The following is a 23,090-nucleotide window of genomic DNA, read 5'->3' as shown; positions in this document are numbered from 1 at the left end:
TGCTGTCCCGCAGATCTCGCGTATTTCCGGGCACAATCCATCACGCCTCCGCCCTCGCCATATGATCAGCCCCAAACTGCTCCCATCTCGCCGGCGCCGGCTCGAACCCCTGCGGGCGCACCAGCGAGGGGACCTGGCGGGTGTCGAGTTCGAAATGTTCGTGGCGCCGGTCGATGGTCGGAACGGCGGCGATGAGCTTCTTCGTATAGGAATGCTGCGGCTTCGACAGCACCGAGGTCGCGTCGCCGATCTCGACGATCTGGCCGGCATAGATGACGGCGATCCGATGCGCGATCCGCTCGACGACGGCCATGTCGTGCGAGATGAACAGATAGGCCAGCCCGAACTCGCGCTGCAGGTCGACCAGCAACTCCAGCACCTTGGCCTGCACCGAAACATCGAGCGCCGACACCGCTTCATCGAGAACGACCACAGAAGGGTTGAGCATCAACGCGCGGGCGATGCACAGCCTTTGCCGCTGGCCGCCGGAGAATTCGTGGGGGTAGCGTTCAAGGCTGTTCTTCGGCAGGCCGACGCGCTCCAGCAGGGTTGCCATCCTGGCCCGCGTCTCGGCATTCACCCGGCCGCCGGTGGCGATCACCGGCTCGGCCAGGATGCTCTCGATGCTGAGCCTTGGATTGAGCGAGGCATAGGGGTTCTGGAACACCATTTGCACGGGCAGGGCGCTCTGCTCTGCCGAAGCTTTTCGGGCGCCTACCGAGAAGCTGCCGCGTGTTGAGCGCACCAGCCCGAGGACGGCGCGCGCGGTGGTCGACTTGCCCGAACCGCTCTCGCCGACAATGGCCAGCGTCTCGCCGGGCATCAGGTCGAAATCGACGCCATCGACGGCATGCACCGCGCCTGTGGCGCGGCTGAAGAAGCTGCTCTTGAGGGGAAATCGTACAACCAGGTTATCCACCTTCAAGGCCGGTTCCTTGCTTGCAGCCGTGTCGCGCTGCCCGTCGGCGCGCGTCGCGCTGCCATTGGCGAAATGCGGCACGTCCTGCAGCAGATGCTGCGTGTAGGGATGCCGCGGACGATCGAGGATCTGGTTCAACTCGCCTTGCTCAACGGCCTGCCCGTTCTGCATCACCATCACCCTGTCGGCGATGCCGGCGACCAGGCCGATGTCGTGGGTAATGAAGATCATCGACATGCCGGTTTCCCGCTTCAACTCGGCCAGCAGCGCCATGATCTGCGCCTGCACCGTGACGTCGAGCGCCGTCGTCGGCTCGTCGGCGATGAGCAGGCGCGGATTGCAGGCCAGCGCAATGGCGATCATCACCCGCTGCAGCATTCCCCCGGACAGCTGGTTTGGCGTGTATTTCAGCCGCCGCGCGGCGTCGGGAATGCGCACGCGGTCGAGCGCATCCTTGGCTGCCGCTGTGGCTTGCCGGCCGGTCAGCCCACCGTGCAGCCGAAACGATTCCTCGATCTGCCTGCCGATGGTCAGCACCGGATTGAGCGAGGTCATCGGCTCCTGGAAGATCATGCCGATCTCGGCGCCGCGAATGCCGGTCAGTTGCGGTTCAGTGGCGCTCATCAGGTCGAAGACGCTGCCATCGGCCCGCCTCAGCTTCATCGCACCGCCAGTGATGCGGCCGCCGCCGAAATCGATGAGACGGTTGATCGACAAGGCGGTGACGGATTTGCCCGAGCCGCTTTCGCCGACAATGGCCAGTGTCTCTCCGTCGGCAAGGTCGAAACTGACGCCGCGCACCACCTCATTGGCTTGCGGCTTGCGGCCGAAGCCGACGCGCAGATCCGATACGGACAGCAGCGGGGTCATGCCCGCGCCCTCCGCATCTTCGGGTCGAGGATGTCGCGCAAGGCATCACCAAGCAGGTTGAAGCCGAGGATACTGATCATGATCGCCAGACCGGGGAAGATCATCAGCCACGGCGCGGTCTCCATCAGATTGCGGCTGTCGCTCAGCATCAGGCCGAGCGAGGCGGCGGGCGGCTGCGTGCCGAGCCCCAGGAAACTCAAGCCGGCTTCCGTCAGCAGCGCCCAGGCCAGCGCCAGCGTCACCTGGACGGTCAACGGCGCCACCAGGTTGAGCAGCAGATGGCGGGTCACGATGTAGCTCGAACTGCTGCCGAAGGTGCGCGCGGCGTCGACGAATTCGCGCGCCTTGAGCGACAAAGCGGGGCCGCGCACGACGCGGGTGAAGATCGGCGTGTAGACGATGCCGATGGCAACGACGCTGGTCCATGTGCCCGGCCCGGCGACCGTGACGATGAGCAGCGCCAAAAGGATTGCCGGAAAGGCCAGCAGCACATCCATGATCCGCATCAGCAGGCCGTCCCAGCGGCGGCCGAGCCAGGCGGCGGCCAGCCCAAGAATGGTGCCGGCAAGGGTCGCGAAGGCGACCGAGAAGAAGGCGACCGTGAACGACTGCCCGACGCCCGCCATCAGCCGGCTGGCGACGTCGCGGCCGAACAGGTCGGTACCCATCCAGTAGGCGCCGTTGGGTGCATGTAGCCGGTCGACCCGGTACTGCGTGATGGGATTGTGCGGCGTCAGCCCCAGCATGCCGAGGATGGCGACCAACAGATAGACGCCGACGATGATGCCGCCGATGCGGCCGCTGCCATGTCCGAAGATGGCGCGCAGGATGCGCATCAAGGCTCTCCCAGCCGTATGCGCGGATCGAGCGCGACATAGGCGAGGTCGACCAGGAGATTGACGATCATGAAGTTGAAGGCGATGAACAGCACGGCGCCTTGCACCAGCGCATAGTCGCGCTGCTGGATCGCATCCAGTACCATGCGCCCAAGACCGGGCAGAGCGTAGATCTGCTCGACGATGACGGCGCCGCCGAGGAGATAGCCGAACTCGATGCCGCTCAGGGTGACGACGGGGATCAGCGCATTGGGCAGCGCATGCCGCCAGATGACGCTGCGCGCCGAGGCGCCCTTGCTGCGCGCAGTTCGCACATAGTCGTCGCTCAGCACGTCGAGCATGGCCGAACGCGATATGCGGGTGACCGAGGCTGCGAAGGCGAAACCGAGCGTGATGGCAGGCAGGATCAGCTGGCTGAGATTGCGCAAGGGATCCTGCCAGAGCGGCGCGAATTCGCCCATCGCCGGCAGCACGCCGAAGCCGGCCGACAGCGTGTAGATGATCAGCAGGCCAAGCACGAAGCTCGGTGTCGACTGGCCGAGCATGGCGACGATGCGCACCCCGAGATCGGACAGTTTCTCATTGTGCGTGGCGGCAAAGATCCCGGCAGGCATGCCAACCGCAAGCGCGATGATCATCGACAGGATGGCCAGCTCGAGCGTCAGCGGGAAGCGCTCGACGATGACGTCGAGCACCGGCCGGCCATAGGTGACCGAGATGCCGAGATTGCCGTGCAGGATGCCGCCTATCCAGCGCCAGTACTGGACGAACCAGGGCTGGTCGATGCCGAAATAGGCGGCGAGCGAGTCACGCTGCGCCGGCGTCAGCAGGCCCGCCTCGGTGCCCAGCATTGCCGTGATCGAATCGCCCGGCACCATCCGGATCGCAACGAAGACCAGGATGGACACGCCAAGCAGGACGAGAGGAAACGTCGCCAGTCGTCGCATCAGATAATTCACGCGAAGAAGTCCTCTCGTCCAAGGCCGCCGGCTACTGCTGGATGGTCACCTTGCTCAGGCTGAACAGCGTGCCCGTCGGCGTCGGTACGAACCCGGCGATGTTCTTCTGCTGCGCCGTATAGCTGTACGAGGTGTAGAGCCAGATCCACGGCGACATCTCGGCGAGGTGCTTCTCGAACTCGGCGAAGATCGCCTTGCGCGCCGCCGGATCGGTCTCGGCGCGGCCCTTCTGCATCTGGCTGTCGAGCGTGTCGTCGATGTAGTTGGCCACCTTCTGCAAATTGCCTGCCTTGGTCCAGTAGCGGTTGTACATGGTGTAGGGGTCGGCACGGCCGCCGTTGAGGGCGATCGCCATGTCGAAGTCGCCCTTTAGCCAGGCGTCGACATAGACGTTGAGCTCCATCATCTTGATGTCGAGCTTGACGCCGATCTCGGCCAGCTGCGACTGGATGACCTGGGCTTCCGCCGCCGCCGTCGGCGGCTCGCCGGTGGCACCGATCACCGTCGCCGAAAAGCCGTCGGCATAGCCGGCTTCCGCCATCAGCTTCTTGGCCTTTTCGAGATCGCGCTTGTAGCAGAACAGCTGGCTCGGATCGGTCGCTAGAGCCGGGATGGTCAACGGGCCGGTGACCTTGCCTTCGCCGAGCGAAGCGGTGTCGAGCACCTCCTGCCGGTCGATGGCGCAGGACATGGCCTGGCGTACCTTGAGCTCGGTCATCGGCTTGCGTGACGGATTGAGCTGCAGCACGTGATAGGCTAGCACCGGCACGCGGTTCAGCTGCAGGCTGGCCTCCTTCGGCACCAGCGTGGCGACAAGCGGGTCGTTGAGCAGCGCGAAATCGATCTGCTTGGTACGCATGGCGGCCAGGATCGCGGCTTCATCGGGAAGCACACTGATCTCGATGCCGTCGACGCCGGTCGGGCCGCCGGCCCAATCCTTGTTGGCGCTCAGCACTTCTTTGGCATTGGGGTCCCACTTGTCGAGCTTGAAGGGGCCCGAGCCGACCGCCTTTGTGCCGATCGAGCCGGCCTTGATCTCGCTTGCCGGAACGATGGCCGCGTTGACGTCGCTCATCGCCGTCAGGATCGGCACGTCGGGCTGCGACAGATGAAACACGACGGTCGTCGCATCGGGCGTGTCGATGCTGGCGATCGACAGGAAGTTGGCGCGGGCGGCCGCGCCCGTCTTCTCGTCGAGGATGCGCTCGAACGATGCCTTGACGTCGGCCGAGGTCACCGCTGTGCCGTCCTGGAATTTCGCCTTGGGATCGAGCTTGAAGGTCAGCTCCTTGCCGTCCTTGGAGAATTCCCAGGAGGTGGCAATAGCGGGGATGATCTGCAGGCTGGCGTCGACCCGCACCAGTGGCTCATAGATCAGCTCCAGCAGCCGCAGCGACGAAAAGGCCGTCTGCTTGTGCGGATCAAGCCCGGTGGCGTCCTGCGACCAGGCCATATGCAGCGTCGCTGCATTCGCCTGCGTTGAAACCGCAGCCACGCCGAGCATCGCGGCCAGCGTGATGCCCGACAGCAGCTTTCTTGTGAAGTGAACCATTCTCGTCTCCCATTATGATTGAACTCGATGCCTTGCAGTTTCTGCGGACCGCTTCCAAGACACACATGCTTTGGAGTATCGGCCCAGTCTATGCGGCTTCACGCCGTCTTGTCCCATGCGGCTTTGCCGTCATGTCTCATGCGGCTTTGCCGTCATGTCCCATGCGGCTTTCCCGTCGTGTCGCTGATTGCCTTTCGCAGGAAGCCCCCGGCCTTGCCGAGAGCCACGCGCGCCTCCTCGACGCCCAACCCGGTGATCGTCATCAGGATCGCCAGCTTCACATCATTGCCGGTCTGGGCGAGCGCTTGTTTGGCTTGCTGCGCCGCGCAACCGGTCGTCTGCATGACGATCCTGGTTGCCCTGGCGACCAGCTTCTTGTTGGACGGGTTGAGGTCGACCATCAGGTTCTGGTAGCTCTTGCCGATGCGGATCATGCTGGCGGTGGTCAGCATGTTGAGCACCAGCTTCTGCGCGGTTCCCGATTTCAGCCGGGTCGATCCAGTGAGCACTTCCGCCCCAACAACCGGCGAGATGGCAATGTCGGCGATGCCGGCAATGGTCGAGGCTGGATTGCAGGACAGGGCGACCGTCGCCGCGCCAACTTGCCTGGCATAGCTCAATCCGCCGATGACATAGGGCGTGCGCCCGCTGACGGCGATGCCGACCACAACGTCGTCTGATGTGAGCCCGATCTCCTGCAGCGCCCTCGCGCCCATTTTAGGATCGTCCTCGGCGCCTTCCGTCGACCGCACCAGGGCGTCGGGACCGCCGGCGATCAGGCCGACGACCATGCCTTCGGGGACGCCGAAGGTCGGCGGACACTCCGAGGCGTCGAGAACGCCGAGCCGGCCGCTGGTGCCGGCGCCCATGTAGATCAGCCGCGCGCCTTTCTGGAAGGCAAGCACGATGCGGTCTACCGCGGCGGCGATTTCCGGCACGACCTTTTCGACAGCCGCAGGGACAGCCTCGTCCTCGTCATTGATCTTGCGCAGCACATCGATGGTCGGCAGCAGGTCAATGTCCATTGTCCTTGGGTTGCGGCCCTCGGAAATCAGCCGGTCCAGCTCGGACATCAACCCTTGTTCGGTCATTCCAGTGCTTTCAAATCGTGCTGCATGGCCGGCGTTGAGCAGAGCTCCCGACCGGCGCCAGCGCACACGGACGCTGTGTCCGTTTGCTGCTACCCTGTTTTCGTTTGTTAACTTTTTAGAATTTGATATTCGCGACGTCAACAGGAATATGGAATATATTATTCCAAATGGGGCAGGGCGCTATCGCCCGTTGCAGGACCGCTTGGCGAGGATGATCGCGCCCGAGACGGCGTCGCCGTCAGCGGGCTTCAGGCGGCGCCGGACATCGGGGGAGAGCCAGGGCTCGAGCGCACTGGACAGGCCGCCCAGCAAGGTGACGCGCGGCGCGCCTTGTTCGAACAGCACCCGCACCAGCGTGTCGATCTGTTCGGCCGCGCCTTGCACGATGCGCCGCCCGGCCGGATCGCCCTGGTCGGCATGGCGCATCACCATCGGCGCCAGCGCCGCATAGTCCGTGGCGCTGGCGCGGTCCATCCAGGCGACGGCTGCCATCGGGTCGCCCTCGAAGCGCTGCATCACCTCCGCCAGCAGCGCCGTCCGCTCGTGCCGTCCGTCATGGGCGCGCAATGCCAGCTGCACGGCTTTCAGTCCAAGGTCGGCGCCGCTGCCTTCGTCGGAGATCGGAAAGCCGTAACCGCCGACACGCAGGTCGCGGCCTCCGACAAAGCCGAGGCCGATCGAGCCGGTGCCGGCAATGACGATGGCGCCGTCCTGGCCGGAATGCGCGCCAAGGCAAGCGCCGACGCCATCGCTGACGAAATCGATGCTGGCAAACGGATGCGCGATCGCCCGCAACGCCTCCAGCGCACCCTTGCGGCCGATGCCGGCAAGGCCGATGCCGGCGCGGATCCTGGCTGTCTCGGCGGGTCCGAAGCCTGTCTCTTCGATCGCCGCGCCAAAGGCTTTCGCGATGGAGGCCCAGGCCGCGTCGATGCCGAGCCGCGTGGTCGCCGGGCCCGACAGGCCTTGTCCCAGCACGGTCCCGTCCGCGTCCTCGATGCGGGCGCGACACCCGGTCCCGCCGCCATCGACGCCGAGAAAATAATCCGCACTGCTCATGCGCTCAACCGCTCGATGTCGGCGCCGCACAACCGAAGCTTGCGGTCCAGTTGCTCATAGCCGCGGTCGAGGTGATAGACGCGGTTGATGGTCGTCTCGCCCTCGCACACCAGCGCCGCCAGCACCAGCGACACCGAAGCGCGCAGGTCGGTGGCCATCACCGGTGCGCCATGCAGCTTCGCGCCACCACGCACCAGCGCCGTGGTTCCCTGCAGCTTGATGTTGGCGCCGAGCCGCATCAGTTCGGGAACATGCATGAAGCGGTTCTCGAAGATGGTTTCACGCAGCAGCGATGCTCCCTCGGCGCAACACATCAGCGCCATGAACTGCGCCTGGAGATCGGTTGGAAACCCCGGATAAGGTTCCGTCGTGACGTCGACAGCCTTCAACGGCCGGTCGCGTGACACGATGAGCCCGCGGTCGCCCGGCCAGACGCTGACGCCGGTTGCTTCCAGCAATTGCACCACCGAGGCCATATGCTCGAGCCGTGCATGGGTCAGTTCCAGCTGGCCACCGGTGATGGCCGCGGCGATGGCATAGGTGCCGGCCTCGATCCGGTCCGGGATGATGTCGTGCCGGGCGGCATGCCAGCTCGTGTCGCCCGCGATCAGGATGCGGTGCGTGCCGGCGCCCTCGATACGCGCACCCATGGCATTGAGGCAAGCGGCGAGGTCCGCCACTTCGGGCTCGCGCGCCGCGTTGAGGATTTCGGTTTCGCCCTTGGCCGTGGCCGCCGCCATCATCGCGGTTTCCGTTGCCCCGACCGACGGCGAACTCAAGACGATGCGCGTCCCGGTCAGCCCGTTCGGCACCGATGCGACGATGGAGCCATTCTCGATGGCGATCCTGGCGCCGAGTGCCGCGAGTGCGGCAACATGCATGTCGACCGGCCGCGCGCCGATCGCGCAGCCGCCCGGCAGCGAAACCCGTGCATGGCCGAACCGGGCCAGCAGCGGCGCAAGGACAAGCACGGTCGCCCGCATCTTTCGCACCGTGTCGTAGGACGTCTCCTTGGAAACGGCGGCACTGGTGTCGATCGTCGCGGTATGCGCTGACCTCGTCACTTCCGCGCCGTGCAGCCGCACCACGCCGAGCATGTTTTCGACGTCGGTCACATCAGGCAGGTTGGTCAGTTCGAGCGGGTGGGGGCTCAGCAGGGCGGCCGCGATCTGCGGCAGGGCGGCGTTCTTGGCGCCGGATATGGTGACCGCGCCTTCCAGTCTCTGTCCGCCGACGATCCGCAATCTGTCCATGCGCCGAAACCTTGTGTGATGAGGTTCGAGAATTAATTGTGCGTTCTTGGCTGTCAATCAGAATTGGAATATTTTATTCCTATCGTGGCACGCTGTGCGGCTTGCCGACCTGAAAAGCGTAAGGGAATCTCGTGTCCGTTCTGAATAGGATCAATGCGAAGCTCGACGGCATGGCGCCTGGCGATCGTGAGATCGGCCGGTACATCGTCGACAATCCCGACCAGATGCTGCGTCTGTCGACGGCCGCACTTGCGGCCGAGATCGGTCGCAGCCAGTCGAGCGTCGTCAAGTTCAGCCAGAAACTCGGCTATGCCAGCTATCAGGAGCTCAAGCTCGCCGTCAGCGAGGCCAAGGCGCAGGAATGGCAGGTGCCGGCCGGCGTCATCCATGGCTCGATCGAGGTCGGCGACAGCTACCAGGTCATCCTAAAGAAGCTGGTCGGCAGCAAGCTTCTGTCGATACAGCGGACCGTCGCCGCCAACACCGAGCGGATCATCTCCAGGACGCTGGAATTGCTGGACGGCGCGCGCCGCATCCATCTGGTCGGCGTCGGCGCTTCTTCGCTGGTGGCGCGCGATTTCTCCTACAAGCTGATGAAGCTCGGCCGCAATGTCCTGCACGACAGCGACAGCCACGTCCAGATGGCCAATGTCTCGACGCTCGGGCCAGGCGATGTGCTGTTCGCGCTTTCCTATTCCGGCGCCAGCATCGAAACCTTGCGCATCGCCGAGCTGGCCCGCAAGCGCGGCACGATGGTGATCGCCGTCACCGGCGTCCACGACAATCCGCTGAGCCGGGTCTCCGACATCTGCCTTTACACCATCGCCGACGAGGAGCGTGCGCGCTCATCCTCCATCACCGCGCGCGACGCACAGTTGGCGCTGACCGACCTTCTGTTCATCCTGCTGGTGCAGAGGCAGCCGGACGCCAACGAGTATGTCCACAACAGCGAAGTGGCGGTCTCGGTGCTGAAGGCCGAGCTGTCCTCGTAAAATGCTTCAAACGCTTTCCAGATAGGTCTCGATCTCGAAGTCGCTGACATTGAGGGCGAACGTATTCAACTCCTGGCGTTTGCAAGCGACAAAGGAGTCGCGCAGGATCGCTGGAAAGATCTCGGCCACATGTGTTCCGCTCTCAAAACTGGCGATCGCCGATGCCCAGTCCGGCGGCAGCTTGGCCGGCACAAGCCCTTGCCCGTCGCTCCCGGTCGGATCGCCAGGCGACATCTGCCTTTCAATGCCGATCAGTGCGGCGCCCAATATGGCGGCAAGCACCAGATAGGGATTGGCATCCGCTCCCGAAACGCGATGCTCGATGCGACGCGCGCCGGTCGGGCCGCCGGGAATGCGGATCGCGACCATGCGGTTCTCGTAGCCCCAGGCCACGGCGGTCGGCGCATAGGATCTCGGACGCAGCCGGCGGTATGAATTGAAGTGCGGGGCGAACACAAGCGTGCTCTCGGCCATCGCCGCGAGCAGGCCGCCGACCGCATGGCGCATAATTTCCGAGCCCTGATCCGTGCCGTCGTCGAAGACATTGCGCCCCTCGGCGTCGGTCAGGCTGAAGTGGACGTGAAAGCCGTTGCCGGCGCGGTCGCCATAGGGCTTGGCCATGAAACAGGCGGCAAAGCCGTGCTTGCGGGCGATGCCCTTCACCGTGCGCTTGAACAATACGGCATCGTCAGCCGCCCGCAGGGCGTCGGCGACGTGGTTCAGATTGATCTCGAACTGGCCGACGCCATTTTCGGCAATAGCCGTGTCGACGGGAATGCCTTGCGTTCGGCAGGCCTCGTAGACGTCGTGGATGAAAGATTCGAAGTCGTCGATCTCATCGATCGACAGCGCCGCATCGGAATCGAGACGGCGCCCGGTGACCGGCGAGACGGGCCCGACGGGCCGCTGCGACTGCGGATCGACGAGGTAGAATTCGAGTTCCGTCGCCGCGACCGGGGTCAATCCCAAGGCCTTGTAGCGATCGAGAATGCGGGCCAGCGCCCGCCGTGGATCGCCAAGATACGGCGCGCCGGTTTCGTCGGCGAGCCAGAGCGGGACAAGCGCCGTCGGATGCGCCGTCCAGGCCACGGGGAGAATGCCGCGTCCTGTCCATTGGCAAAGCCCGTCGGCGTCGCCTGTCGAGAAAACCAGCGTGTTGCCTTCGATGTCTTCGCCCCAGATGTCGAGGCCGATCAGGGAGTAAGGCATGCGCAGCTTGCCTTCGAGCGCCTTGCGCGCCTGCTCGACCGGGATGCGCTTGCCGCGCATGACGCCGTTGAGGTCGCACACAGCCGCCCTCAGGCTCTGGATGTCGTTCCTGCTTTCAAGCCAGTTCAAAACGTCCGCAATTGCATCGCTCAATTTGTAACCTCTGGTTTTTGAAGGTGCCGCAGCCTGATCGGCTACACTGTCCCTGGTAAAAATAGCTCGTGAGTTTTCGAAAACGAAACCTGACCATTGCCAGGCGTTTTTCTTATTTTTTCAAGTCACTAGCCGGGATATCGGGAGGCATTTCAAAACCAATTGCGCGATCTGCGATCGCAACATAGAGGCAAGAGAGCGGAAAGCCAAGGGGGCATTAGAACTGCCGCGGCTCTCCGCCGACATAGCTGCATATGCTGTTGGAGCCTCTCGGTCAAAAGCGACCAGGCCGACAATTATGTGCTAGTCTCGCGCGCTTCTGAATGATGGCGGGTGGTGGTGATGTCAGAAACGGACAAGGTGTTCGCGGGCTCGATTCCGGAAAACTACGACCGCTATATGGTGCCGTTGATTTTCGAGCCGTTCGCCGCGGATCTTGCTCGACGAGCAGCGTCCCTATCGCCAAGTGCCGTATTGGAGATCGCCGCGGGCACCGGGGTTGTCACCCGCGCATTGGCGCCAAAACTGTCCACAAGCGCAAGCTATGTCGTCACCGACCTCAACCAGCCGATGCTCGACTACGCCGCTTCGCAACAAGCTCCCGACAGGCGCATCGAATGGCGCCAGGCGGACGCTTTGGCGCTGCCGTTCGAAGATGCGGCCTTCGACCTCGTTTGTTGTCAGTTCGGCGCGATGTTCTTTCCCGACCGCCCGTCTGGCTACCGCGAAGCAAAGCGGGTCCTGAAGCCCGGAGGTCATTTTCTATTCAACGTATGGGATCGCCTCGAGGAGAATGTATTTGCCAATGATGTGACGAATGCTCTCGCAAGGATGTTTCCGAACGATCCGCCGCGCTTTATGGCACGCACGCCACACGGCTACCACGATACGGCCCTGATCCGTAGCGAGTTGGAGGACGCGGGCTTCTCCCGTGTGATGATCGAGACGAGGGCCGAACAGAGCCGTGCATCCTCGCCGCGCCATGCGGCCGTTGCTTATTGTCAGGGAACTCCTCTTCGCAACGAAATCGAGGCCAGGGGCGTGGGAGAACTGGAAGCTGCAACCGACTGCGCGGCCTCCGCGATTGCGGACAGACATGGCCGCGGCGAGATTGCCGCCAAAATTCAGGCCCACGTGATCATGGCCGTGGTCTAGCTTTTCCGTCCGGAATTGCGTCAAAACAAAGAGATAGAGCGGTTCGGCGTTTCCGTGAAACGGTGAACCGCTCTAGGCTCTCGGCTCCGGAAACCGGGCCTGCTGGAGAATATGCGTGGCGCCCTCGTCGATGTCGCGAACGATGGCCGTGCGCGCGCGCTCCCCGTCCTGGGCCTCGATCGCCGCGACGACCTCCTCGTGATAGTCGATGTCGAGAATGGAGGCGAGATCGTCCTCGAACCCCATGGCCAGGTTCCTCAGAAAAGGGCCGACCTGCATCCAGACGGTTTCGATCAGGAAGATCATCTGCTCGTTGCCGCAATGGCGATAGATCGAGAATTTGAAGTCGTAGTTCTTCCGCAGATAGTCATCGATATCGCCCTTGCGGGCCGCCAAAGTCAGGTCGGTGGAGTGGCGTCGGATCGTCCGCAGGTTGTTGCCGTTGATGAGCTTTGTCGCAAATTCGGTCGCAGAGCCTTCGAGGATCGTCCGCACGGCGGTCAACTGCGAAAATCGCTCTGCCGAAATGACTGGCACTTCCACGCTGCCGTTCGGCATCGGGCTCAGCGCCCGCAGCGCCTGCAGCCGCATGAAGGCACTGCGCACCGGCATGTCGCTGGTGCCGAGTTCCTTGGCGAGCTTGCGCGATGTCAGCTTCTGGCCGGGCAAGAACTGGCCGGACATCAAGGCTCTGACAAGCTCCAGATAGACCTTCTCATGCAAGGGGACGGTGTCGACGGCGGTCAACCCGAATTGTGTTTTGTCGGCCATTGGCGGGGGGCGCTACTTCATTCGTTCTGAAATTGACCCTGACGACATCAGCCGCAGATAGTCTTGGTTGGCCGAACGCGGCGAGAACGCCGAAGTCAGCGACTTCTCAGCCGGCATGATAGACGCACCGATCGCAGCGCCGCAAGCCGTGTCGGCACAGCCGGGGCCTTGGCTGCCGGCGTCCATGCCACGGTGTGCAAAACCATCATCACAAAACTTGACCTTGCTTGCACTTGCACCTCTGGCCGCTCTCTGGCTTTTTGAGGTACCCATCCGAACGGACTGATTCGCGTCATGCCGCTCGATTGCAATCTCCCCAGGCAGTCTGCGGATGGGTCGTGAAGCGCGCGCAATTGGCGAAGGAGAAACAGGCATGGCCGAGTGCAAGAAGCCCGAAATCTCCGAAATGAGACCCAAGATCACCGTTATCGGCGTCGGCGGTGGCGGCGGCAACGCCGTCAACAACATGATCGCGGAGCAGCTTCAGGGGACCGAATTCATCGCCGCCAACACCGACGCGCAGGCGCTGACCATGTCGAAGGCAACGCGGCTGATCCAGCTTGGCGCGCATGTCACCGAAGGGTTGGGCGCCGGATCGCTTCCCGAGATCGGCCGCGCCGCGGCCGAGGAATCGCTCGACGAGATCATGGATCATCTGGCCGGCACGCATATGTGTTTCGTCACCGCCGGGATGGGCGGCGGCACGGGAACCGGCGCTGCTCCGATCATTGCCCAGGCGGCGCGCAAGGCCGGCATCCTGACGGTGGGCGTCGTCACCAAGCCTTTCGCTTTCGAGGGCAGGCGCCGCATGCAGATGGCCGAAGAGGGCATCGAGCGGCTGCGCGAAAGCGCCGACACGGTGATCGTCATCCCGAACCAGAACCTGTTCCGGATCGCCGATGCCAAGACCACCTTCGCCGATGCGTTCGTCATTGCCGACCGCGTGCTTTATTCCGGCGTCAGCTGCATCACCGATCTCATCGTCAAGGAAGGCCTGATCAATCTCGACTTCGCCGATGTCAAATCGGTGATGCGCGACATGGGCCGCGCCATGATGGGAACCGGCGAGGCCTCCGGCGACGGCCGGGCGATGAAGGCGGCGGAAGCCGCGATCGCCAACCCATTGCTGGACGAAGTGTCGATGAAGGGCGCCAAGGGTGTCCTGGTCTCGATATCGGGCGGTAGGGACATGACCCTGTTCGAGGTCGACGAGGCCGCTACCCGCATCCGCGAAGAGGTCTATGAGGACGCCGACATCATCGTCGGCGCCATCTTCGACAAGAGCATGGAAGGCCGCTTCAGGGTTTCTGTGGTGGCGACCGGGCTCGATCGCGCCTTTGGGGCAGAGGACGCCGATGCCGGCATCGCCCGGGGCCATGTCGGCCAGCCGCCGGCGCGGACGCTTCAGTAGCCATCTCTGCGCACTTCCTGGCAAAGGGTGCCTGACAACGCTGTGGCCTGCGTACCGGCTTTGCTCAGCGCACTTGCGGCCCGCTGTATCGGTCTCTATCCCTCTGCTGCTACAAGAATCCTTCACAGACGGCCATCTATACTGGCAACCGGCATTCGTTCGAGCGACGAGAGGCGCGGCTTGGAATTTGACTTGAAAACCATCGAGGCGCTCGCGCCCGACCAGGCGTCGTTGAGCGCCGCTTCCAAGTTGACCAAGCAATCGAACTGGCCCCGGCTCGAAAAGAACGAAGAGCTGGCTCTCATCTGGGGGGAATGCCAGGGTTCCGGCTCCAATCCCTACCGTGTGGTCGTCGACACCGGCGACCATGGTTACAAATGCACCTGCCCGTCGCGGAAATTTCCCTGCAAGCACACTTTGGCGCTGATGTGGATCGCCGCCACCACGCCGGCCAGCTTTGCCGCGGCCGGCTCGACGCCGGAATGGGTCAACGATTGGCTGAGCCGCCGCAGGAAGACCACGTCGCAACCTGTGGAACCGACACAAGGTGTGGGAGGCAAGAGCATCGGCGAAGCCGCGCGCGACGAAAGCTCTGTCGTCGAGGACGCGGCCGCGGTTGAGCGCCGCGAGGCAGCGCAGCGCAAGCGGGCTGAAGACACGCGATCCGCCGTGTCGGCAGGACTGGATGAACTCGATCAATGGATCGCCGACCAGTTGCGGCTTGGCCTTGCCGGCTTTGTCGACAACAGCAGCGATCGTTGCCGCCGGATTGCCGCGCGGTTGGTCGACATGAAGGCGACGGCACTTGCCGGCCGCATCGACGAGATACCGTCACGGCTGATGGCAGTGCGCAGCGAGGAACGGCCGGATATGGCGATCCGCGAACTTGGCCAGCTCGTTCTGCTGGCCAAAGCCTGGCAATCGGCACCCGACGACCCGGAATTGAAGCGGCTGGTATCGACCTCCGAAAGTCGCGAACAGGTGCTGGCCAATCCCGATGCGACCCAGATCGAAAGCATCTGGGAAGTGCTTGGCGAGAAGATCGAGTCACGCCGTGACGGTCTTGTCAGCCATTCGACCTGGCTGCTCGACCTCAACAGCACCACCCCGCAATTCGCCCTGCTGCTCGACTTTTTTCCGGCTTCCGCCGGTCGCCGATCCCACGCCTTCACATCTGGCGACCGTTTCGAGGCCAGGTTGGTCTTTTATCCTGCGCGGCAGCCGCTGCGCGCATTGGTGGCGGACCGCAAGGGAGACATGGCCTCCGGTGATTGGCCGGCCTTCAGCTTTGGCGTATCCGATCCGCTCGCGGACCATGGTGCTCGCCAGGACACTGCGCCTTGGACTACCGATTCTCCTGTCATGCTGCCGCCTGGAGCGATCCTGCTGGACGATCGGGGTGCGGCCTGGTGGCAGGCCGCCGGCGATCCGCACGGCATCGCCTTGCCGATCGCCGACACTGTCAATCCAACGCTGCTTGGGCTGGACCTCAAGGCAACGGCCGCACTTTGGAACGGCAGCCGGCTTGAGTTGCTGGCGGCACAAAGCGGCTTCGGGAGGCTTGATCTGTCATGAACGAGATCGAGCTGACCGGGCTCGCGGCCATGCGCGATTGCTGGATCACCGGCGGAACCGCGTTCGACCTGGCTCCGGATTCTTGGAAGGCGATCGCCGCCAACGCAAATCCCGACGAGCGCGAGCGCCGGCTACTGGCGATCGCTGCGAAGGCCCTCGACATTGCCTTGCGGCCGGCCGCGCCGAAGATGCTGAAACAACGCCCGCCACTGCCTGAACTTGCCATGCCGATGCTGCCGGAGCGCCAGCGGCCGCTTTTGCGAGCGGCGCTGAAGCATGCAGCTGACGCGAGGTTCAAGACACGCGTGGCGACGCTCGTCGCCAGCCGGGGTTTTGTTCTGCACCCAATGGATTGGATGCCCGCGGCGTCGTATCGGGAGGTTCCGGGTGTTTATGCCCCCTGGGTCGACTGGCAGGCAGGTGTGGATGGCGAAAAACAATCCCGCAGGGAGCAACTGACCGCGCAAACCTGGGACGATTTTTATCCTGCTGCGCGCCGTACCGCACTGACCGATATGCGCCGCACCGCTCCGGCTTTGGCCAGGCAACTGATCGAGGCCAAGGGATCAAATGAGCCGGCGGAAGTCAGGTCCTCACTCATCGAACTCATGGGCGTCGGTTTGAGCACCGACGATACGCCGTTCCTGAAGAGCCTCTTCGCCGATCGCTCCGGCAGGGTGCGCGAAGTGGCTGGCCGGCTGCTGGCAAGATTGGGAGAGCAAGGCAACCCAGGCGATGGCGGGCCGGAAGATCTGGCGGCCGAGCTCGCCGCCTTCATCTCGGAAGGCAAATCCGGCTTTTTCCGCCGCCGCACCAACTACGCACCGGCAAAGCTCAAGTCGCCCAGTCAAGAAAGCCGTCGCGTCGATTTGTTTGCGACCTGCTACCTGGGAGATCTCGCTGCCCGCTTCGGCGTCACCGAGTCCGATTTCGTCGGGGCATGGCAATTCGGCGTCGACGACAAGGCGGATCTCTTTTTCGTTCGAATGGTCTCGGTGTCCGGCGGCGAGGCGGCGGTGGCGCATTTGGCGGACGCACTTGTCGCCGAAGGCGGCAAGTCGGCGCTTCTCGTCCTCCATCTCATGGCGCGCCTGGACAGCGGCAGGAAGCGCGTCTTGATCAGACAAATCCTGAAAGACACGTACGATCTTCACGCGCTCACCCAGGTCGAAGGCGTCGAAGCAGGCTGGCTGGAATGGGACGACCTGACAAATGGCCAGACGCTCCCGGCATTGCGTTCCGCTGTTGCGGGAAACGACGAGCCGGTGAAGCGCAGCGCCGACCAGACACTGGAAAATTTGGGCTTTCTGGCGACAGCGGCGACGGCAGAAAAATTGATCGGGGATGTCGTTGCGGCCGGCATGGCGCCGGCGGCGCCATCGCTCGGTCTCCTGCGCCTCAATGCGGCACTGGACGGGCCTGGAATCGACACATGATCACTCGGGAGCAGCAAATGAACGCAGTCATCCGTCTTCCGGTCGAGCAGGCCTACGCCGCCGAGTTGCAGGCCCTCTCGCGCAATGACGACCGGCAAAAGCCCGCCGGATGGAGCCTTTCGCCCAAGGCGGTTCTCACCTATCTGCTCGGCGGAAAGGCCGACGACGGGACGCTGATAACGCCAAAATATGTCGGCCGCCGCCGGCTGATGGAGACCGCCGTGGCGACGCTCGCCACCGACCGGGCGCTGTTGCTGCTCGGCGTGCCGGGCACAGCCAAATCCTGGGTGTCGGAGCATCTCGCCGCCGCCATCATGGGCGACTCGACATTGATCGTGCAATGCACGGCCGGCACCGACGAGAACCAGATCCGCTATGGCTGGAACTACGCGCAGCTTCTGGCCAAGGGCCCGAGCCATGAGGCGCTGGTGCCGACGCCGCTTTACCGAGCCATGCAGGACGGCAAGCTCTGCCGCCTCGAGGAACTGACGCGCATGGGCTCTGACGTGCAGGACACGCTGATCACCGTGCTGTCCGAAAAGATGATGCCGATCCCGGAACTCAACACGTCGATCTACGCGCAGCGCGGTTTCAACATCATCGCCACGGCGAACAACCGTGACAAGGGCGTCAACGAGCTGTCATCGGCATTGAAGCGCCGCTTCAATGTCGTCGTGCTGCCGTTGCCCGAGGATATGGCGGAAGAAGTGGCGATAGTCTCGAAGCGGGTCGGCGAGATGGCCGGCGGCCTCGACCTGCCGGTGCCGAAGAATGTCGGCGAGGAGATCGCCCGCGTCCTGACCATCTTCCGCGAATTGCGCTCCGGTGCCACCGCCGATGGCAAGGTGACGTTGAAGACACCGTCCGGTTCGCTGTCCACGGCGGAGGCCATCGCCACCATGGTTGGCGGCCTCAGCCAGGCGGCCTGGTTCGACAGCGGCAAGCTCGGCGCCGAAGGCCTGGCTGCGAGCCTGGTCGGCGCGATCGTGAAGGATCCGGTGCAGGACAAGCTGGTGCTGGAAGAATATCTGGAAACAGTGCTCAAGAAGCGGCCGGACTATGCCGGCTACTACGCGGCCTTGAACGCGGCGATCTGACGCCATGGCGTTGAGCGACGTTTCCTATTTCGGCATACGCCATCACGGGCCCGGCTCCGCCGACAGCCTGGTGCAGGCGTTGCAGGACTTGAAACCGGTCGCCGTGCTAATCGAAGGGCCGGCCGATGCCTCCGCGCTGCTGCCGCTGCTTGCCCGGCCCGAAATGCAGCCGCCGGTGGCGCTGCTCTGCTATCCGGAAGACGATCCGGCCTCGACCAGCTTCTGGCCCTTCGCCGAGTTCTCGCCGGAATACCAGGCGGCCCTGTGGGCTGTCGCCAACAACGCGGCCTTGCGGTTCATCGACCTGCCGTCATCGGCCCGGGTTGCGGCGGTTGATGATGCTGAGGATGCCGATGCCGATGAAGCGGAACCCGGCGCCGACAACGAGACGGCTCAGCATTTGCGTGACCCGATCGGCACACTGGCGCAAGCCGCCGGCTATGAAGATGGCGAGAGCTGGTGGTCCGATATCATCGAGCAGAACCCGCAGCCAGGTCCCATCTTTGCCGCGATTTCCGATGCCATGACGACGCTACGCGACGGCGAGGGCCCGCTAGCCGAATTCGAGGCCAGGCGTGAAGCGCATATGCGGCTTGAAATCACCGCCGCGCGCAAGGAATTCGAGGGGCCGATCGCAGTCGTTTGCGGCGCCTGGCATGTGCCTGCCTTGCAAGTGACGCGACCGCAGAAAGAGGACCAGGCCCTTCTCAAGGGGCTCGCCCGGCGCAAGAGCACGATGACCTGGGCGCCATGGACGGGGCCACGCCTGGCCCTGGGCTTCGGCTATGGCGCTGGTGTCGTCGCGCCCGGCTGGTGCAAGCATCTGTGGCGCACGCGCGGCCGCCACGACGCGGCAACCTTGTGGCTCGCAATGATCGCGGCGGTGCTGAGAGGCAAGGGACATATGGTCTCGACCGCTTCGCTGATCGAAGCCGAACGGCTGGCGCGTGCGCTGGCCGCGATCCGTGAGCGGCCAAAGCCTGGTTTCGAGGAATTGCGCGATGCCGCGATCGCCGCCCTGTTCAACGGCGAAGCGCTGCTTTGGGCGCTGGTCGAAGCCGAGCTGCTGCTGGGCGCCGATGTCGGTGAAATTCCGCCCGACACGCCAATGGCGCCGCTGATCGAGGATCTGCAGCGCAACCAGAAGGCGGCGCGGCTGAAGCCTGAGGCGCTCGAGCGCGAACTCTCGATCGATTTGCGCAGCGAAAGCGGGCTGTTTCGTTCGACATTGCTGCACCGGCTGAACGTGCTTGGCGTGCATTGGGGCAAGTTGACCGACAGCGGACGCAGCCGCGGCACGTTCCGCGAGCGATGGACGCTCTCGTGGGAGCCGGAATATGCCGTTCGCCTGGTCGAGAACCTGATCTATGGGCCGACAATCGAGAAGGCCGCCAATGGCCGGCTGATCCAGATGATCGGCGCGTCGACCTCTCTCGACGCGCTGGCGGGACTGGTTCAGGGCGCCATCACGGCAAACCTGTCCGAGGCGTCGACCGCCGGTCTCGTGGCATTGGAGGAACGCGCGGCGCACAGCAGCGAGTGCCTGGAAATTCTGGCATCGGTGCCGCCGCTCGCCGGCATCATCCGCTATGGCGAGGCGCGCAAGACGGAAACGGCCCGCCTGTCCGGTCTGCTGGAACGGCTGATCATCGAAGGCGGGATAGCACTCGCCTATGCCGCCCGCGACCTCGATGACCAGGCTTCGACGACGCTGGTTGGCGCGATGCGCAAGGCCGACGAAGCGATCAGGCTGGTCGAACCTGGGGAAGACGTGCTGGATGCCTGGCGCAACGGACTGGCTGCGGTGCTCGATGGATCGCGATCGACGGCGCTGGTGGCAGGCTGCGCCGCGCATCTGCTCTACGAAGCCGGCCATCTGTCCGCCGACGCCGCGGCGGGCCTGATCGCACGGCGCCTGTCGCCGGGAACGCCGGTCATGGAGGCCGCAGGGTTCTTCGAAGGCTTCTTCAGCACCGCCAGTCAACGGCTCATCTATGACGAGGCCCTGCGCGGAGCGGTCGATGCCTGGCTCCAATCCCTCGACGAAGATGCCTTCATTGCGCATCTGCCGCTGCTGCGCCGGGTCTTCTCGCATCTGGACTCGATGGAGCGGCGGCGGCTGATCGAAGCGGTGCTCGGCCGCGCCGCACGCCTGCCTGCCGGACTGACACCGACGCCGGATGGCGACTTGGCCTGGCGCCGGCACCTGGAACGGCTTGGACCCTTGCTGACGAGCGGTGACGGCAATGGATGACGCGGCCGAAATGAACGAACCCGCCAGCGATGACGGACGCGAGCGCCGCTGGCGCCTGGCGATCGGCGCCGATGACGAGAAGTCGACTTCGCTTTCCGACACGGACAAGCGGCTTTCTGCGGCGCTCGATGCGCTCTATGGCGATGGCGCCGGCGAAGCGGCTGCCGATCCGCGCAAGCGCCGCGGCGGGCTCGGCCGTTCGGCGCCGCGGGTGGCACAGTGGATGGGCGATATCAGGTCGTTCTTTCCCGCGCAGGTCGTGCAGATCGTCCAGAAGGATGCCTTCGAACGCCTCAACCTGAAGCAGATGCTGATGGAGCCCGAGTTCCTCAAGGCGATCGAGGCGGACGTCAATCTCGTTGCCGACCTGATTTCGCTGCGCTCGGTCATGCCGGCCAAGACCAAGGACATCGCGCGTACGATCATCGCCGATATCGTCGCCAAGCTGATGCAGCGGTTGGAGCAGAAGACGGCCGAGGCGATACGCGGCGCGGTCGACCGATCGCAGCGCACCAATCGGCCACGCCAGCGCGACATCGACTGGCCGCGGACCATCTCGGCCAACCTTCGCCACTACCAGCCCGAGCATAAAACCATCGTGCCGGAGAAGCTGGTCGGCTTCATGCGCAAACAGCGAAGGCTGGTCGACCTGGACGAGGTTGTGCTGTGCGTCGACCAATCCGGCTCGATGGCAAGCTCGGTGATCTACGCCTCGATTTTTGCCGCGGTGATGGCCTCGTTACCCGTCGTGCGGACCAAGCTCGTCTGCTTCGACACGGCCATCGTCGATCTCACCGAGGAACTCAGCGATCCCGTCGAAGTCCTGTTCGGCGTGCAGCTTGGCGGCGGCACCGACATCAACCAGGCCGTCGCCTATTGCGCGGAGCGCATCGAACGGCCGACCAAGTCGCACATGGTGCTGATCACCGACCTTTATGAGGGCGGCAACGGCCAGGAATTGCTGCAGCGGCTGGCAGCACTTGTTCGATCCGGCGTCAATGTCGTGGTGCTGCTGGCGCTGACCGACCAGGGCAGGCCCGGTTACGACCCCAAGATGGCAGGCTCCGTTGCCGCGCTCGGCATCCCGGTCTTTGCCTGCACGCCGGATCTGTTTCCAGACCTGATGGCGGCGGCATTGCGCCGCGAGGATATCGGCGCATGGGCGGCCGGCGCCGACATCAAGCTTGTCCGCGCCGAGGCAGAGACGCCGGAATGAAGCACAACACAACAGCCACCAGAGCCGCCAGCATGTGCTTGGCGGCTCTGGATGGTTGATCGAGCTCAGCCGAATTTCGGGTCGAGACTGCCCGACTTGTAGCGCTTGGCCATTTCGGCCACCGGCAGCGGCTTGATCTTCTGCGCATTGCCGGCGGTGCCGAACTGTTCGAAGCGCTCCTTGCAGAGCTTCCGCATCGCCGCCATGGCCGGCGTCAGGTACTTGCGCGGATCGAACTCGCTCGGATTCTCGGTCAGCACCTTGCGGATCGCGCCGGTCAGCGCCATGCGGTTGTCGGTGTCGATGTTGATCTTGCGCACGCCGTGCTTGATGCCGCGCTGGATCTCCTCGACCGGCACGCCCCAGGTCGGCTTCATCTGGCCGCCATATTTGTTGATGATCTCCTGCAGATCCTCGGGCACCGACGACGAGCCGTGCATGACCAGATGCATGTTGGGCAGCCTGCGGTGGATCTCCTCGATGACGTTCATGGCCAGCACCGCGCCGTCCGGCTTGCGCGAGAATTTGTAGGCGCCATGGCTGGTGCCCATGGCAACCGCCAGCGCATCGACATGGGTGTGTTTGACGAACTCCACCGCCTGTTCCGGGTCGGTCAGAAGCTGGTCGTGGCTGATCTCGCCTTCGACGCCGTGGCCGTCTTCCTGCTCGCCCCCACCGCTCTCCAGTGAGCCAAGCACTCCGATCTCGCCTTCGACGGAAACACCGCCCCAATGCGCCATGTCGACGACGCGCCGGGTGATGCCGGAATTGTAGGCATAGTCGGCCGGCGTCTTGCCGTCCTCCTTCAGCGATCCGTCCATCATCACGGAGGTGAAGCCGTACTGGATCGCGGTGACGCAGGTGGCTTCGTTGTTGCCGTGGTCGAGATGCATGCAGACCGGGATGTCGGGGTGGATTTCGACCAGCGCGTCGATCAGCTTGGCCAGCACGACGTCATTGGCGTAGGCGCGAGCACCACGGCTCGCCTGCAGGATGACCGGCGACTTGGTCTCCTCGGCGGCCTCCATGATGGCGAGGCCCTGTTCCATATTGTTCATGTTGAAAGCGGGCACGCCGTAGCCGTATTCGGCTGCGTGGTCGAGCAATTGTCTCAGTGTTATGCGAGCCACCCAATAGTCTCCCGTATCTGGTTTCAAGCGCAACGTCGCGGGCCGGCCGGTCGCCGGTCGGCCCCTGATGCTTCTGGCCGGATTTCAGGCCAACCGCAACCTTCTGCGGTCCTGTCGGTCGCAATTCTTGTTGCAGGGCTGAAATCCGGGCG

Annotated in this window: 18 protein-coding genes; 8 read left to right on the top strand and 10 right to left on the bottom strand. The window is 64.0% G+C overall.

The window, feature by feature from the left end; all coding sequences use genetic code 11:
* Positions 1-40: 40 nt before the first annotated feature.
* The 7 genes from AC1D08_RS06610 to murA all read right to left on the bottom strand — a co-directional run bounded on the left by AC1D08_RS06610 (position 41) and on the right by murA (position 8,539).
* The gene (locus AC1D08_RS06610; protein WP_457152835.1) at positions 41-1,789 is read right to left on the bottom strand and encodes an ABC transporter ATP-binding protein; all 1,749 of its coding nucleotides are present in this window, start codon (positions 1,787-1,789) and stop codon (positions 41-43) included.
* Positions 1,786-2,625 carry an ABC transporter permease gene (locus AC1D08_RS06605; protein WP_477422792.1) on the bottom strand — a complete coding sequence of 280 codons (840 nt, stop codon included), beginning with the start codon at positions 2,623-2,625 and terminating at the stop codon, positions 1,786-1,788. The genes AC1D08_RS06610 and AC1D08_RS06605 overlap by 4 nt, the downstream gene beginning before the upstream one ends.
* Positions 2,625-3,584: an ABC transporter permease gene (locus AC1D08_RS06600; RefSeq protein WP_457152837.1), complete on the bottom strand. Its 960-nt coding sequence runs from the start codon at positions 3,582-3,584 to the stop codon at positions 2,625-2,627. The genes AC1D08_RS06605 and AC1D08_RS06600 overlap by 1 nt, the downstream gene beginning before the upstream one ends.
* 31 nt (positions 3,585-3,615) lie before the next feature.
* Positions 3,616-5,136, bottom strand: a complete 1,521-nt coding sequence (locus AC1D08_RS06595; RefSeq protein WP_457152838.1) for an ABC transporter substrate-binding protein — start codon at positions 5,134-5,136, stop codon at positions 3,616-3,618.
* A 152-nt stretch (positions 5,137-5,288) separates the two neighbouring features.
* A complete protein-coding gene (gene murQ, locus AC1D08_RS06590; protein ID WP_457152839.1) occupies positions 5,289-6,227 on the bottom strand; it encodes an N-acetylmuramic acid 6-phosphate etherase in 939 nt (312 codons plus the stop codon).
* A gap of 180 nt (positions 6,228-6,407) precedes the next feature.
* Positions 6,408-7,286 (bottom strand): glucosamine kinase nucleotide-binding domain-containing protein, encoded by an 879-nt coding sequence (locus AC1D08_RS06585; RefSeq protein ID WP_457152840.1) that lies wholly within the window; start codon positions 7,284-7,286, stop codon positions 6,408-6,410.
* Positions 7,283-8,539: a UDP-N-acetylglucosamine 1-carboxyvinyltransferase gene (murA, locus tag AC1D08_RS06580; RefSeq protein ID WP_457152841.1), complete on the bottom strand. Its 1,257-nt coding sequence runs from the start codon at positions 8,537-8,539 to the stop codon at positions 7,283-7,285. The genes AC1D08_RS06585 and murA overlap by 4 nt, the downstream gene beginning before the upstream one ends.
* Before the next feature lie 131 nt (positions 8,540-8,670).
* On the opposite strand from murA, the gene AC1D08_RS06575 reads away from it, so the two are divergent.
* Entirely contained in the window at positions 8,671-9,531 is an 861-nt protein-coding gene (locus AC1D08_RS06575) for a MurR/RpiR family transcriptional regulator (protein WP_477422789.1), read from the top strand.
* Positions 9,532-9,537: 6 nt separating this feature from the next.
* Here the strand turns inward: AC1D08_RS06575 and AC1D08_RS06570 are convergent, their stop codons facing one another.
* Positions 9,538-10,893, bottom strand: a complete 1,356-nt coding sequence (locus AC1D08_RS06570) for a glutamine synthetase family protein (protein ID WP_379016972.1) — start codon at positions 10,891-10,893, stop codon at positions 9,538-9,540.
* Positions 10,894-11,235: 342 nt separating this feature from the next.
* Here AC1D08_RS06570 and AC1D08_RS06565 point away from each other — a divergent pair, with 342 nt between their 5' ends.
* Complete coding sequence (locus AC1D08_RS06565) at positions 11,236-12,048, top strand: class I SAM-dependent methyltransferase (protein WP_477422787.1); 813 nt, start codon at positions 11,236-11,238, stop codon at positions 12,046-12,048.
* A gap of 72 nt (positions 12,049-12,120) precedes the next feature.
* Here the strand turns inward: AC1D08_RS06565 and AC1D08_RS06560 are convergent, their stop codons facing one another.
* Positions 12,121-12,819 carry a GntR family transcriptional regulator gene (locus tag AC1D08_RS06560; RefSeq protein ID WP_095081134.1) on the bottom strand — a complete coding sequence of 233 codons (699 nt, stop codon included), beginning with the start codon at positions 12,817-12,819 and terminating at the stop codon, positions 12,121-12,123.
* Positions 12,820-13,192: 373 nt separating this feature from the next.
* Here AC1D08_RS06560 and ftsZ point away from each other — a divergent pair, with 373 nt between their 5' ends.
* The 6 genes from ftsZ to AC1D08_RS06530 all read left to right on the top strand — a co-directional run bounded on the left by ftsZ (position 13,193) and on the right by AC1D08_RS06530 (position 21,808).
* Positions 13,193-14,230 (top strand): cell division protein FtsZ, encoded by a 1,038-nt coding sequence (gene ftsZ, locus AC1D08_RS06555; RefSeq protein ID WP_457152206.1) that lies wholly within the window; start codon positions 13,193-13,195, stop codon positions 14,228-14,230.
* Positions 14,231-14,422: 192 nt separating this feature from the next.
* Positions 14,423-15,805, top strand: coding sequence for an SWIM zinc finger family protein (locus AC1D08_RS06550; RefSeq protein ID WP_457152207.1), 1,383 nt, complete (start codon positions 14,423-14,425; stop codon positions 15,803-15,805).
* Complete coding sequence (locus tag AC1D08_RS06545) at positions 15,802-17,241, top strand: DUF5691 domain-containing protein (protein WP_477422785.1); 1,440 nt, start codon at positions 15,802-15,804, stop codon at positions 17,239-17,241. The genes AC1D08_RS06550 and AC1D08_RS06545 overlap by 4 nt, the downstream gene beginning before the upstream one ends.
* A 17-nt stretch (positions 17,242-17,258) precedes the next feature.
* Complete coding sequence (locus AC1D08_RS06540) at positions 17,259-18,338, top strand: ATP-binding protein (protein WP_457152209.1); 1,080 nt, start codon at positions 17,259-17,261, stop codon at positions 18,336-18,338.
* Positions 18,339-18,342: 4 nt separating this feature from the next.
* Complete coding sequence (locus tag AC1D08_RS06535; protein ID WP_457152210.1) at positions 18,343-20,592, top strand: DUF5682 family protein; 2,250 nt, start codon at positions 18,343-18,345, stop codon at positions 20,590-20,592.
* Positions 20,585-21,808 (top strand): VWA domain-containing protein, encoded by a 1,224-nt coding sequence (locus tag AC1D08_RS06530; RefSeq protein WP_457152211.1) that lies wholly within the window; start codon positions 20,585-20,587, stop codon positions 21,806-21,808. The genes AC1D08_RS06535 and AC1D08_RS06530 overlap by 8 nt, the downstream gene beginning before the upstream one ends.
* Positions 21,809-21,873: 65 nt before the next feature.
* On the opposite strand, the gene fba is transcribed toward AC1D08_RS06530, so the two are convergent.
* Positions 21,874-22,938 carry a class II fructose-bisphosphate aldolase gene (fba, locus tag AC1D08_RS06525; protein WP_477225929.1) on the bottom strand — a complete coding sequence of 355 codons (1,065 nt, stop codon included), beginning with the start codon at positions 22,936-22,938 and terminating at the stop codon, positions 21,874-21,876.
* Positions 22,939-23,090 lie beyond the last annotated feature (152 nt).

It is taken from the genome of Mesorhizobium sp. P2_E6, from assembly GCF_056403835.1.
This window is presented reverse-complemented; position numbering and strand designations above follow the sequence as displayed.